Origin of the sequence: Amylibacter sp. IMCC11727 (assembly GCF_029854195.1) — a bacterium.
GTDB lineage: Bacteria > Pseudomonadota > Alphaproteobacteria > Rhodobacterales > Rhodobacteraceae > Amylibacter.
In genome coordinates, this window is sequence record NZ_CP122960.1 from 2207765 (window position 1) to 2221519 (window position 13755).

14 protein-coding genes and 3 tRNA genes are annotated in these 13755 nt (G+C 53.4%); 11 read left to right on the plus strand and 6 right to left on the minus strand.

The window, feature by feature from the left end; translation table 11 throughout:
• Positions 1 to 82: 82 nt before the first annotated feature.
• From QBD29_RS11080 to QBD29_RS11125, 10 genes are all read left to right on the plus strand, one after another.
• On the plus strand, positions 83 to 466 hold the full coding sequence (locus tag QBD29_RS11080; RefSeq protein WP_280098156.1) for a hypothetical protein: 384 nt from the start codon (positions 83 to 85) through the stop codon (positions 464 to 466).
• A complete protein-coding gene (locus QBD29_RS11085; RefSeq protein ID WP_280098157.1) occupies positions 463 to 1356 on the plus strand; it encodes a DMT family transporter in 894 nt (297 codons plus the stop codon). Before QBD29_RS11080 ends, QBD29_RS11085 begins: the two co-directional genes overlap by 4 nt.
• A gap of 119 nt (positions 1357 to 1475) precedes the next feature.
• On the plus strand, positions 1476 to 2327 hold the full coding sequence (locus tag QBD29_RS11090) for an ATPase (protein WP_280098158.1): 852 nt from the start codon (positions 1476 to 1478) through the stop codon (positions 2325 to 2327).
• A 28-nt stretch (positions 2328 to 2355) separates the two neighbouring features.
• A complete protein-coding gene (gene metA, locus QBD29_RS11095; RefSeq protein ID WP_280098159.1) occupies positions 2356 to 3273 on the plus strand; it encodes a homoserine O-succinyltransferase in 918 nt (305 codons plus the stop codon).
• Positions 3270 to 4211, plus strand: a complete 942-nt coding sequence (locus tag QBD29_RS11100) for an alpha/beta hydrolase (protein ID WP_280098160.1) — start codon at positions 3270 to 3272, stop codon at positions 4209 to 4211. Before metA ends, QBD29_RS11100 begins: the two co-directional genes overlap by 4 nt.
• Before the next feature lie 191 nt (positions 4212 to 4402).
• Entirely contained in the window at positions 4403 to 5278 is an 876-nt protein-coding gene (ppk2, locus tag QBD29_RS11105; protein WP_280098161.1) for a polyphosphate kinase 2, read from the plus strand.
• A gap of 78 nt (positions 5279 to 5356) precedes the next feature.
• Complete coding sequence (locus QBD29_RS11110) at positions 5357 to 5968, plus strand: TetR-like C-terminal domain-containing protein (protein ID WP_280098162.1); 612 nt, start codon at positions 5357 to 5359, stop codon at positions 5966 to 5968.
• A gap of 178 nt (positions 5969 to 6146) precedes the next feature.
• Entirely contained in the window at positions 6147 to 6575 is a 429-nt protein-coding gene (locus QBD29_RS11115) for a DUF2852 domain-containing protein (RefSeq protein WP_280098163.1), read from the plus strand.
• Positions 6576 to 6670: 95 nt separating this feature from the next.
• Positions 6671 to 7111, plus strand: a complete 441-nt coding sequence (locus QBD29_RS11120; RefSeq protein ID WP_280098164.1) for an RDD family protein — start codon at positions 6671 to 6673, stop codon at positions 7109 to 7111.
• A 93-nt stretch (positions 7112 to 7204) separates the two neighbouring features.
• Positions 7205 to 8035, plus strand: coding sequence for an arginyltransferase (locus tag QBD29_RS11125; protein ID WP_280098165.1), 831 nt, complete (start codon positions 7205 to 7207; stop codon positions 8033 to 8035).
• A 2-nt stretch (positions 8036 to 8037) separates the two neighbouring features.
• On the opposite strand, the gene QBD29_RS11130 is transcribed toward QBD29_RS11125, so the two are convergent.
• From QBD29_RS11130 to QBD29_RS11140, 3 genes are all read right to left on the minus strand, one after another.
• On the minus strand, positions 8038 to 9090 hold the full coding sequence (locus tag QBD29_RS11130; RefSeq protein WP_280098166.1) for a Hint domain-containing protein: 1053 nt from the start codon (positions 9088 to 9090) through the stop codon (positions 8038 to 8040).
• Between the two features lie 205 nt (positions 9091 to 9295).
• Positions 9296 to 9372, minus strand: a tRNA-Asp gene (locus QBD29_RS11135).
• A 30-nt stretch (positions 9373 to 9402) separates the two neighbouring features.
• Positions 9403 to 9479 (minus strand) — tRNA-Asp (locus QBD29_RS11140).
• 156 nt (positions 9480 to 9635) lie between these two features.
• Between QBD29_RS11140 and QBD29_RS11145 the strand changes: the two genes are divergently transcribed.
• Entirely contained in the window at positions 9636 to 10520 is an 885-nt protein-coding gene (locus QBD29_RS11145; protein ID WP_280098167.1) for a DMT family transporter, read from the plus strand.
• Positions 10521 to 10537: 17 nt separating this feature from the next.
• Here the strand turns inward: QBD29_RS11145 and QBD29_RS11150 are convergent.
• From QBD29_RS11150 to lon, 3 genes are all read right to left on the minus strand, one after another.
• Positions 10538 to 10613, minus strand: a tRNA-Val gene (locus tag QBD29_RS11150).
• Positions 10614 to 10626: 13 nt separating this feature from the next.
• On the minus strand, positions 10627 to 11010 hold the full coding sequence (locus QBD29_RS11155) for an HU family DNA-binding protein (RefSeq protein WP_280098168.1): 384 nt from the start codon (positions 11008 to 11010) through the stop codon (positions 10627 to 10629).
• 199 nt (positions 11011 to 11209) lie between these two features.
• Positions 11210 to 13618, minus strand: a complete 2409-nt coding sequence (lon, locus tag QBD29_RS11160) for an endopeptidase La (RefSeq protein WP_280098169.1) — start codon at positions 13616 to 13618, stop codon at positions 11210 to 11212.
• Positions 13619 to 13755 lie beyond the last annotated feature (137 nt).

The following is a 13755-nucleotide window of genomic DNA, read 5'->3' on the forward strand; positions in this document are numbered from 1 at the left end:
ATAAGTGTGAACTGTGAAAAGTTGACGGTTATTTTCGCCCCAAAAAGCGGCGACACAGGAGTCCCATGCCACAGCTTCGCTGTTGCGGCCTATGCCCCTATCCTCTACTCCTTTGCCCATGCTGCGTGCCGTACTTCTTCTCCCTGCCCTCTTATTGGCCAGTCCCTCTTGGGCCACGAATTTGCAATGCTCTGGCACGCTGCCAAACTGGCAGGCAAATCTCGACGGGACCGCGGCCACCTTTACCTTGCGCGACCGCACGGGGGATTACGAAGTCAAACTCACGACCCCTGCGAAAAACGATCCTGACACAACCGCCTATACCCTGATTGGCGCTACGGACACGGCGATCTTGATCGTACATCCGGGCCGTTGTAACACCGCCGATCACATCGCCCATGTCCTAACCCAAGAACGCTCTGAGGCGATTTTGCTCACAGGCTGTTGCAGATTGCCACTCGAATGAACGACCCCCAATCCCAACCCATCAAAGCCGCCATTTTCATGATCGGCGCCATGGTGTCCTTTACGGCAATGGCTGTATCAGGGCGCGAGCTTGCGGGCACGCTCGACACCTTTGAAATCATGATGTACCGCTCGGCCATTGGCTTGGTCATTGTCCTCAGCATTGCCACCATAACCGGCACGCGATCTGATATACGGCCCAACCGCCTTGGTCTGCACGCCTTGCGCAACCTGTTCCATTTTATTGGGCAAAATCTGTGGTTTTACGCGCTCATCTACATTCCACTGTCCCAACTCTTCGCTTTTGAATTCACCTACCCGCTGTGGGTCGCCATCCTTGCCCCATTCCTGCTTGGCGAGGTCATGTCGCGCACCCGCATCTTTGCCTTTGTGTTGGGCTTTATCGGCATCCTTATCGTGGCCCGCCCCGAAAGTTCCGCCATAACATTCGCCACCATTGCCGCTGCCAGCTGCGCCATCATGTTCGCGCTGACCACCATTTGCACCAAACACTTGGGCAAAACCGAACCCACCATGTCGATCCTGTTCTGGCTTACGGTGATCCAAGGCATCTTTGGCATTGCCTGTGCTGGCTATGACGGCGATATCGCCTTTCCGCCGGTTCACATGATGCACTGGGTCGCGATTGTCGGCGTTGGCGGCTTGCTCGCCCACTTTTGCATCACCACAGCGCTCAAACTCGCACCCGCCAGCATCGTGGCTCCGCTTGAATTCCTGCGCCTGCCTCTGATCGCGGTTGTCGGATTTATCCTGTACGATGAACCCCTGCTCGCCTCTGTCTTCATCGGCGCGATCATCGTCTTTGGCGCAAACTTCCTCAACATCCGCGAAGAAACCCGTGCAAACAAACGCCGCGCCACACACAGCTAACCGTTTCTTTGTTCTTAAATACTCAATAGCAACACCGCCGCACGCACAGCGCCCCTAAACTAGACGCCCCTGCTTAATCGCGCTAACTAACACACACGATCAACAACAGGCCCCGCCCCATGCTCTATAATTCCGCATCAGATTGGACAAACGCTGCGCAAAAACGCGTAATGCTCTTTGGCATGTCAGGGCTTGGCAAAACTTATGTGTCCAACATTCTGCGCGCTTCTGGCTGGTTTCACTACTCTGTCGATTACCGCATTGGCACGCGCTACATGGGCGAACATATCGTCGATAACTTCAAACTCGAAGCGATGAAAAACCCGTTTCTGGCCGATCTTCTGTTGAACGATGGCATTTACATCGGTTCAAATATCACGTTTGAAAACCTCGCGCCTCTGTCCACATACCTCGGCAAACCTGGCAATCCCGCAAAAGGCGGCATCCCGTTTCCTGAATACACCCGCCGTCAGGCATTGCACGCCCACGCCGAAACCAATTCCATGCTCGACACCGTGCATTTCATTGATCGCGCGAAACGGCTTTATGGCTATGACAACTTCATCTGCGACACCTCGGGATCCATGGTCGAAGTGATCAACGCCGACAGCCCCGCTGATCCTGTCATGAGCCAACTGTGCGAACACGTTCTGCCCGTCTGGATCGAAGGATCAGACGCCCATGTGGAAGAGCTGGTCAGTCGCTTCGCCAAGGCGCCCAAACCCATGTACTACCAGCCAGAGTTCCTCGAAGGACTGTGGTCAGAATACCTGTCAAACAACGCCCTCACGGAACCCGACGTGGATCCAGATGACTTTATTCTGTGGGGCTATCGAATGCTCTTGGACCATCGCCTCCCCCGCTACCGCAAAATTGCGCAGCGATGGGGTGTCACGGTTCAGGCTGACGATATGGCGAAGGTCCAAACTCACGATGATTTCAACACACTCATCGCCCGCTCTCTTGCCTGATCGAACCGATCAACATACGTGACCCATCATGCCTATTAAACTGCCAAACGACTTGCCTGCTTTTGATGTCCTTCAATCCGAAGGCGTTTCTGTCATGTCCGAAACCCAAGCAGCCCGCCAAGACATTCGCCCGCTGCAAATCGGCCTTTTGAACCTGATGCCCAAAAAGATCGCGACGGAAACACAATTCGCGCGTCTGATTGGGGCAACCCCTTTGCAGATCGACCTCACGCTCATCCGCATGACCGAACACCAGTCCAAAAATACCTCTCAAGACCATATGGAGGCATTTTATTCTTCGTTCCAAGACATCAAACACCGCAAATTTGACGGGTTGATTATCACAGGGGCGCCGATTGAACACCTCGATTTCCCCGATGTGAGCTATTGGGAAGAAATGGTCGAAGTAATGAACTGGACCCAAACCAACGTGCATTCGACCTTTGGCGTTTGTTGGGGTGGTATGGCCATGATCAACCACTTTCACGACGTCGACAAACACATGCTCGATGCCAAGGCGTTCGGGTGTTTCCGCCACAAACGTCTGGATCAGGGCTCACCCCTGTTGCGCGGATTTTCCGATGACATGGTGATCCCCGTGTCCCGCTGGACCGAAGTGCGCCAAGACGAATTGAACGCCGCGGGCCTCAACACGCTGCTCGCCTCGGACGATACAGGCCCGTGTCTGGTGCAGGACGATGCGCACCGCGCGCTTTATGTGTTCAACCATTTTGAATACGACCGCGACACGCTGAAACAGGAATATGATCGTGATGTGGCAAACGGCACGCCGATCAACGTGCCTGACAACTATTATCCCGATGATGATCCCAGCCAAACACCGCAAAACCGGTGGCGCAGCCACGGCCACCTTCTCTATGGCAATTGGCTGAACGAGATTTACCAGACAACGCCCTATGACATGGCGATGATTGGCGACACATGATCAAAAAGATCGCAAAAACCGCTGGTCTGGGCCTTGCCTTGGCCAGTGGCGCCGCCACATGGAAAAGCAACCGAAACGACGCACAAGCCGAAGCGGATTATCCCCCAATTGGCGCATTCATCAATATTGACGGAACCCGCGTTCACTACGTGATCGAAGGGGACGGCCCCCCAATTGTGCTGATCCACGGCGCAGGTGGAAACGTACGCGACTTCACCTTTCAACTGACAGGCAAGCTCGCGAAAACTCACACCGTCATCACCTTTGATCGGCCGGGGCACGGGTACACCGACACACTGCACGCCAATGGCGAAAGCCCCGCCGAACAGGCTGCCTTGCTCAAGGCAGCAACAGATGCACTGGGATTTCCCTCCGCCATCGTTGCGGGCTATTCTTATGGCGGTGCAGTGGCCATTGCTTGGGCGCTCGATTTTCCCAAAGCCACGGATGGGCTGATTGTTATGAATGGCGTGTCCAATCCTTGGACCTTGCCGCCTTCAAAACTCTACGAACTGGCCGCAGGGCGGCTCACTGGCCCAATCATGGCCACATCCCTGTCCGCCTTTGCCCCTGAATCCCTTGTGCAGGACACGATGCAATCCATCTTTGCTCCGCAACCTACGCCCGAAGGCTACCTTGATTACATCGGTGCGGGCCTGACCTTGCGCAAAACCACACTGCGCGCCAATGGCAAACAGGTCCACACCCTGCTGCCTCACATCGAAAAACAATCCCTTCGATATCCCAGCCTTACGATGCCCGTGGAAATCATCCACGGAACAGAAGACAAAACCATCCCCCCCAGCATCCATGCGGATGTTTTGTCCAAACAACTGCCCTATGCGGTGTACACCCGTGTGGAAAATGTTGGTCATTCTGTCCACCACTACGCCCATGATGAAATTCTTGCAGCGGTGGCACGATTAACAAAATCCTAACCCGCGGCCAGTGACGCAACATTCGTTAACGCCCGAAAAAACACGCAACCCATACCTACGGGACCCCTGTTTCTGGGTGGTTTGCTTTTTTCTGAAATCCTGTTTCGGGGCCAAACCTTACCCCACCGTTCGCCCGTTGCGCGGCCCCGTTTTCCACGCCATACTTTGCCCAACAAACACGGGGGACACCAATGGCCAATTCCAAACCATTTGACGGCGCAATCACACAGTTCTTTGAACAAGACGCACCCGCAGACATCCGCGATGCCATCAAAAATGCCAAGAAAAACAAACCCCTCGCTGCGTCTTACCCCTATGACAAGCGCATGGACAAAGACGACTACGAAGAGACCCTTGAAAACCTGCAAGTCGAACTCGTCAAAATGCAAGCATGGGTCGCTGAAACAGGCGCCCGCATTGCCGTCGTATTCGAAGGCCGCGACGCCGCTGGCAAAGGGGGCACAATCAAACGCGTCCGCGAATACCTCAACCCCCGCATCGCCAAAACCGTTGCCTTGTCAAAACCCACGGATGACGAACGCACACAGTGGTATTTTCAACGCTACATCAAACACTTACCAAACGGCGGCCAGATCGCTTTGTTTGATCGCAGTTGGTACAATCGTGGCGTTGTGGAAAAGGTGTTTGGATTTTGCAGCGATGAACAACGGGGCCATTTCTTCAACCAAGTGAACGACTTTGAACAGATGCTGGTGGATGATGGTATAACCCTGTGCAAACTCTGGCTGACCGTGGGCCGCGCCGAACAATTGCGCCGTTTCCTTGATCGCGAAAGCGACCGTTTGAAACAGTGGAAATTGTCAGGGATCGACGTCAAAGGTCTTTATAAATGGGATGACTACACCGCCGCCATCCAAGAAACCCATGCCAAATCAAACAGCGCCCACGCTCCATGGCATGTGATCAGATCAGATGACAAACGCCGCGCCCGCATTGCCGCCATTCGCACGATCCTTGGTCAAATCCCTTATGCTGGCAAAGACGACAGCGTTGTTGCCACACCAGATGCCAAAATCACAGGCGGGCCAGAGCTGATCACAGGCTAACACCGACCACGCCCGCCTTGCCACACCGCATCCCACCCCTTATGTCCTTGTGACACAACAACAAAAGGCAACGCAGACTTGGCTCGCAAAGGATACCACCACGGCAACCTCAAAGAGGCGTTGATCAAAGCAACCATCGCCTTGATCGAGGATAAAGGCCCCACAGGGTTTACCATGGCCGAGGCAGCCAAAGCCGCCAACGTGTCCGCCGCTGCCCCCTATCGTCATTTTTCGGGTCGCGATGAAATCATCGAAGAAATCGCGCGCCAAGGGTTTGAAATCTTTGCCGATCTCATGGAATACGCCCACCGCAAAAGCCAACCCTCCGCCCTTGCGGCATTCGAAGCAACAGGCCGCGCCTACCTTGCATTCGCCCGCAAATACCCAGGCCACTATATCGCAATGTTTGAAAGCGGCGTTAAAATTACCGCCAATCCAGACCTGACCGCCGTGGCCAACCGCGCCATGAACGTGCTGACCCAGGCGGCCGAGGATTTGTGCAAACATCTGCCCAGCGACAAACGCCCCCCCGCCACCATGATCAGCCAACACATTTGGGCCATGTCCCACGGCGTGGTGGAACTGTTCGCCCGTGGGGAACCAGGGGCACGCAGCCCCTTTTCCCCCGAAGACCTGCTCGAAAGCGGCATGGGCGTCTATTTACGCGGCTTGGGCGTGATCGAAAAATAGCGCACGCTGCGCTCAGATTTTCGTTAACAATCAATGCTATTGTGCGGATCACGCCCAGCAGCCAAAGCACCTTTCAAAAGTTTTTTCAAAATTTTCGCACTCAGAGGCTTGTAAAACGTCTTTTCAAATGTAAATGTAATTCACATTAACATACAAACACACTGAAAGGATCACTTACATGTCAACGCCCGCAACTTGGTTTTCCAGCACCGAAGGCTGGCTCGATGATCGTGGCAAAGGCGCTTGGATCGCCGCAATGGTCCTTGGGTTCATCGTCTGCTGGCCTGTTGGTCTCGCCATTCTGTTTTACATGATTTGGAGCAATCGTATGTCTGGTGCATTTTTCTGTAATCGCAACGAATCCCGCCGTGTTCGCACACCGCGTGGGTCTTCTGGCAACCTTGCCTTTGATGCCTACCGCGATGACACGATCCGCCGCCTCGAAGACGAACAGCAAGCCTTCCAAGGGTTCTTGCAACGCCTGCGCGAAGCCAAAGACAAAACAGAATTCGATGAATTCATGGATGAACGTGCCCGCGAAGTCAGCGATGCCACAACAAACGCTGACGAAACAGCAGACGCAGATCCTGCTTCTAAAAAGGCCTAACTCAGCCTCAGAAACCAAGGCCTTTCCCCCTCTCCCCTACTCGGGCCTTGCCGCGCTGCTCTTGCAAAAGGGCAGCGCACATTTAAGTTAAAGCTATGCAAATATCACACCTCCCCGATCCTAAACTTGATGCGCAATTCTATGCTGGCGTGCCGATCAAACGGCTGGTGGCTTGGGGCATTGATTTTCTGGTGGTCTTTGTATTTTCCATCGCTTTGGTGATTGTCACCGCAGGCCTTGGCGCATTCATCTTCCCTTTGCTGATTTTCATCGCAAACCTCGGGTATCGGATTGGTTGTCTTTACAAATGGTCCGCCACACTTGGTATGCGGATGGTGGGCATTGAAATTCGCAACATGAACGGCGACCGCGTGGACCAAAAAGAAGCGGTATTTCACACAGGATTATACGTTCTGATCACCATGACGGGCCTTGGTATTCCCGCCACTGCCCTTGCCATGCTGATCAATGATCGCGGTCAGGGATTACATGACATGGTGCTTGGAACCACAGCCATCAATCGCCCGTTGGATTAACCACGATTTAATCCGTTGGGTGCAGGAATAGCGGGTTGCCATTCTTGCAACAGCCACGCTAGGCTCATATCAATCAGATAGATCAGGTTTAGAATGCGCCACAGCCTTCCCTTGGCCCCACAGTTTTATGTAACGGCTCCGCAACCTTGTCCTTATTTGGACGGGCGGATCGAACGAAAACTGTTTACCGCGCTGCAGGGCGAACACGCCTCTGTGCTAAACGATGCACTGTCCCGCCAAGGGTTCCGTCGCTCGCAAAACGTTTTGTACCGCCCATCCTGCGCGGAATGTAACGCTTGTTTGTCTGCGCGCATTCGTGTGGATGATTTTGCCCCGCGCAAAAGCCACCGTCGCATCATTCGGCGCAACAACCATTTGATCCGAACGGCGACATCCCCTTGGGCCACCGAAGAACAATTTGAACTGTTCCGCACCTATTTGTCTGCCCGCCACGCCGATGGGGGTATGGCCGATATGGATGTATTTGAATTTGCCTCCATGATCGAAGAAACGCCCGTTCGCTCGCGCGTGGTGGAATATCACACCCCCAGCCACGAAGGACAACTGCGCGAAGAACTGACCGCTGTCTGCCTCACAGATGTGCTCGAAGACGGCTTGTCGCTGGTGTATTCCTTCTTTGAACCCGATTTGCACGCCCGCTCGCTCGGCACCTACATGATCCTCGATCACATCGAAATCGCCCGCGAAGCTGGCCTGCCCTACGTCTATCTTGGCTACTGGGTGCCTGGCTCGCCCAAGATGCAATACAAAGCCAACTTCGGTGCGCTCGAAATATTCTTAGGCGGGGAATGGCAACGCTTGGATAAACCCGAAGAATTCACACTCGACACGCATCCCTTGTCACAGGATCCGATTCCTGAACAAGTGGCGGGTATCAACCTACCGGATGCGCTGAAGGGGTAGAATTAAGCGTGCCACAATGCCACTTCGGTTTTGTGTGCTAAAGGCCGCGCCGCCAATACACTCTCAGGTCCTAAAGGTGTGTTCAGCTCTGGAAACACGTCGAACAGCTCATTTCTTTGGTTCGCATCCAAATTGCCAACGGCCACTGACCCAGGCAAAAAGCTTTCAGACCACATGTCATTGGACAAAACCACTTCGTGTTGGTCGAACATCATATGGAAATATGTCACCTGACTCACGCGATCGGCTTCGATCCCATTCTTTCCAACCAGTTTTTTTGCCTCTGCGAACACTTCACCATGCCCACTGATCAACTCGATCTCAGGATGGCTGAGCAAAATGCGGTGATTGGGAGAAAACACAGTATCGCGCACAGGCAGGCCATTGCCCAACGCCCCCGCTTTGATGCGCACAGGGCTTAAATGCCATTGCTTGCTCGATTGGGGCATTGCAAGACGGCGAGACCCGATCCACCGCACAGTCTGCACACCGTTGTCGCGGGTTACCACACGGTCACCGACACAAATATCTTCGATACGCTTTTCTCCCTCTCGGGTGGTAATCATCGTACCCGCGGTAAAGCACACAAAATCCTCATACTCAGATGAACCGTTGTTGCTGCCGCCCACTTTGATGTACTGCGCCCCATCTGTCAGCGGCGTGTCCGTCGACATCCCCCAGATATTCGAAGTTTGGCCGTTTTGGGAAAACACGGTGATCTGGATTTCAGGTCCAAAAGGAACGCCATTGCTATCCAACTCGCGCACGAAATGGAAACTCTCAGATTCCACTTCCGTCCCGGTTCCAACCAAATTGCCGCCATCTGTGATGACGTGATTGTCTTCATCATCATCATTGAAGACATTGTCATTGGGGGGGCCATTTGTGTCATTCAGGGTGATGACCTGCACTGGAAAGCCAGACGAAAACTCGAAAATCGTGTTCACTGGCGTCGACGAATTGTTGATGATCGGGCTGCCCGTTGGCAATCCACCTGGCCCTGACACCACTGTAAAGGCTTCATTATCAAATGCGCCGAATGTTCTTAAAACCATGTCCCTACCCATCGTTCGTTGTTTCGAATTTAAACTTAGGATTGAATTTGCCGAATAAAACCCCTTTAGGTTCAAAAACGCGTTATCTGCGCATTGTCGCGCACAGGACGCCAAGGTTCGACGCTTCTTGGCCGAAAGCCGCAAGATCAATGGGACTAAAACCAAAAAAGCGTCCCAAACGGGACGCTTTTTGAAATTTTTGGAATGGCGCGGTTGACGGGGCTCGAACCCGCGACCTCCGGCGTGACAGGCCGGCACTCTAACCAACTGAGCTACAACCGCATAAGGCGGTAAGCCATCCAAACGTTTCAGTGGCGCGGTTGACGGGGCTCGAACCCGCGACCTCCGGCGTGACAGGCCGGCACTCTAACCAACTGAGCTACAACCGCACACTGATACTGCGCCACATGAGTGGCGTGAGCGCGGTTTTATGTGGCAAACCCTACCCCGTCAAGTCGTTCTCTACACCTCTGGCAATATTCTTTTGTAGACAGGTCATTCGCGGCCTGTTTACTGGTCTCAACACCTGTTGATGGACCAAAACCATGCCCAAATCCCGCGCTATGATCCTAATCCTCTTTGGCGCAGTGGGCATGAGCCTCGCTGCCCTATTTGTGCGCTTGGTGGATCAGGCAGATGGATTTCAAATCCTTACCTATCGTTCTGTGTCATTGGCAGGAATCGTTGGATTGATGGCCTGTTTGCGGCGCGGCTCGGGGCCTATTCGGTTTTTACGCTCCCTTGATCGCGCGGATTGGATGATCGGCGTGATTCTATCGCTCGCCTTTACCACCTATGTTTTTGCGCTTTTGAATACATCCGTGGCCTCTGCCCTGTTTATCTTGGCTGCGGCACCACTGATCGCCGCGATTCTTGCTTGGGTCTGGCTTGGGGAGAAACCGAGTCCGATGGTTTGGGTCACAATTGCACTGGCAGGGTCAGGCATTGCCGTTATGGCTGGTGAAGGCATTGCATTGGGGCGGACCACAGGCAACTTGTACGCCTTCGCCTCTGCCACCCTATTCGCGATCATGTTGGTTTTGGCGCGCCGCAGCGGCAAAGACGATGTTCTTGGCGGCACGTTCCTTGGCGGTGCACTATCTTGCGCCATTGCTGCCCTGTGCGGGCTATCCATCGGCGGCGGGCTGTCGGTGTCGCCGTATGATCTGATGATCTGCCTTGTCATGGGCGCGTTTACCATTGGCATTGGTATTGGCCTTGTCACTTGGGGCACGCCCTACGTTCCTGCCGCCGAAGTCTCCCTTCTGGTCCTTCTCGAAAGCGTGCTCTCACCGATCTGGGTCTGGGTGTTTCTGGGCGAAGTGATGACCAACCGCGAAATCATTGGCGGCGGTATTGTTCTGGCCGCCGTTGCTGCACTTGCACTGGTATCCACAAACAAAAAACGCGCCCTTAAGGCGCGTTCTTGATCATCCCAAAAGGGGAATGGTGGGTCGTGAGAGGCTCGAACTCCCGACATCTTCGGTGTAAACGAAGCGCTCTACCAACTGAGCTAACGACCCGTTGACGCGGTGTTTAATCCGCGTTTTCGCCATCTGCAAGTGCTTCTTTACCACCAGCATCATCTTTTTTGTCTTCTTTGGCTTTTTGCAGCTGAAGTTTGTAAATCATCTTCGCATTTTCGCCTTCTCCGCGCTCAATCACGCGGATTTTTCCAAGCGGGGGAATCTGTAATTCGTGTCCGTCGGACAGAACCTGATGAAAATATGCCAATGTAGCGTCCACTGATTCACGCACTTCACGTTTGCGCAGACCAGTGGCCACAGTCACATGATCATAAATCTGCTTTTTGCGGATTTTGCCGTCATCTTCTTTTTCTGCGGTTTGCTCCGAATCCACCACAGGCGCATCTGCTTGCGTTTCTTCTACGGCGTCGGGTGCTGTTTTCTTTGTGGCCACGGGATTGCCTACCTTATCTGTTGCGGATGTAATTGTTTTGATTTGGGAAACAATCACGTTCAAGTGCTACGATTGTGTAAAGTATCCGCAATAAAAGACGCCGCCACAACCTTTAAATGGATGTGGCGGCGTTTCGTTTTTCTATGTCCTTGCCTTTGAGTGAAACACCGAATTCGCGTTTCAACCCTAAGCCGAAGGATTAATGGGCAACCGCTGCGGCGGCTCCACCTTCTGCAGACTTCAGCGCGGCAGCTGCCGCCTCTTCTGCGGCTTCGTCCCAATCAATTGCTTCTGGCGCACGCACCAACGCGTGTTTGAGAACCTCTTGAACCGTGCTGACAGGGATCACTTCGAGTCCCTCTTTCACGTTATCTGGGATTTCTGGCAGATCCTTTTCATTGTCCTTAGGGATCAGAACAGTTTTGATACCGCCGCGCAGGGCCGCAAGCATCTTTTCTTTCAGACCACCAATCGGCAGAACGTTCCCGCGCAATGTCACCTCGCCTGTCATAGCAATATCTTTGCGCACAGGAATATCTGTCATGACAGACACGATTGACGTCACCATGCCAACACCCGCTGACGGGCCGTCTTTTGGTGTTGCGCCTTCTGGCACGTGAACGTGGATGTCGATCTTTTCAAACTGCGGCGGTTTCACTCCGATGTCTGGGCTGATCGACCGCACATAGGAACTGGCGGCATCAATGCTTTCTTTCATCACATCGCCAAGCTTGCCCGTGGTTTTCATGCGGCCTTTACCTGGCAATTTCAGCGCCTCAATCGACAAAAGCTCACCGCCCACTGACGTCCAAGCCAAGCCAGTAACAACACCAACCTGATCCTCTTCCTCTGCAAGGCCGTATTTGAATCGCTTCACACCCAAGAAATCGTTCAGATTGTCTTTGGTCACTTCAACCGCTTTGGTTGCACCTTTGACGATCTGGGTCAGCGCCTTGCGGCACAATTTGGCCAGTTCACGCTCCAACCCACGCACGCCCGCTTCGCGGGTGTAGGTGCGCACGATTTCCAACAACGCATCATCCGCAACTTCAAACTCGCCGTTTTTCAAACCGTGGTTTTTGATCTGCTTGGTGATCAAATGCTGTTTGGCAATTTCGGTTTTTTCGTCCTCTGTGTAGCCAGACAGCGGAATAATCTCCATCCGGTCGAGCAGAGGTCCTGGCATGTTGTAGCTGTTCGCGGTGGTCAGGAACATCACATTGGACAGGTCATATTCGACTTCCATGTAGTGGTCCGTGAAGGTTGCGTTTTGCTCTGGGTCCAAAACTTCCAGCATCGCGGACGCTGGGTCGCCACGGAAATCCTGCCCCATCTTGTCAATCTCATCGAGCAAGATCAGCGGGTTGTTGGTTTTCGCCTTTTTCATCGCTTGGATGATTTTACCAGGCATAGACCCGATATAAGTCCGGCGGTGACCACGAATTTCGCTTTCATCACGCACGCCCCCAAGGGAGATACGGATAAATTCGCGCCCTGTCGCCTTGGCCACAGATTTCCCGAGCGAGGTTTTACCCACACCAGGAGGACCAACGAGACACAGGATCGGGCCTTTCAGCTTCGCGCTGCGCTGTTGCACCGCCAAATACTCAACGATCCGCTCTTTCACCTTTTCAAGGCCATAGTGATCTTTGTCCAAGATCTCTTGCGCTTTGTTCAGGTCTTTCTTCACGCGGGATTTTTTGTTCCACGGAATGGACAGCATCCAATCGAGGTAGTTGCGCACCACAGTCGCCTCGGCAGACATCGGGGACATCTGTTTCAGCTTCTTCAGCTCGCCTTCCGCCTTTTCCTTGGCTTCTTTGGACAGTTTGGTCTCGGCGATTTTGCCTTCCAATTCGGCCAGCTCATCGCCGCCCTGCTCTCCATCACCCAGCTCTTGCTGGATCGCCTTCATCTGTTCGTTCAGATAGTATTCACGCTGCGTGCGCTCCATCTGATTTTTGACGCGGGATTTGATCTTTTTCTCAACCTTCAGAACCGACATTTCGCCCTGCATCAGGCCAAACACCTTTTCCATACGGCCAGACAGGTCCAACTCTTCCAGCAGGTCCTGTTTCTGATCAACGCGCACGTTCAAATGGCCCGCAACCGTATCCACCAGTTTCGCAGGGCTGTCGCTTTCGGCAACCGCGCTCAGGGCTTCTTCGGGAACGTTCTTATTCAACTTGGCATAACGCTCAAATTCTTTCGATACCGCGCGGCTCAGGGCTTCAATCGCCTCTGGGTCCTTGACGGTTTCGTCCAAAATATCTGCGTTCGCTTCGAAATAGTCTTCGTTTCGCAGATATTCGGTGATTTTCACGCGTTCTTTGCCTTCAACCAGCACTTTTACCGTGCCATCGGGCAGTTTCAGCAATTGCAAAACAGATGCCAAAACACCCGTTTCATAAATGGTCTCTTCTGTTGGCTCGTCCTCGGACGGGTCAATCTGGCTCGACAACAAAATCTCTTTGTTGTCCGCCATTACAGCCTCTAAAGCGCGCACAGATTTTTCACGGCCCACAAACAGGGGCACAATCATATGCGGAAACACGACGATGTCGCGCAAAGGCAATACTGGATAGGAAACGCTGCTCGCGTCTGTCATGGTCTTTTCCTTTTCAAAGCAAGAAGCATCAGGTCCCGAATTCTCAGCAACGCACCGCTTCTTCTGGTCTCGGTCTTTATAAGTGGTATCAGATTAAGCAATCGTCAACCACGGGCCGAATTTGTGCGAACACCTTG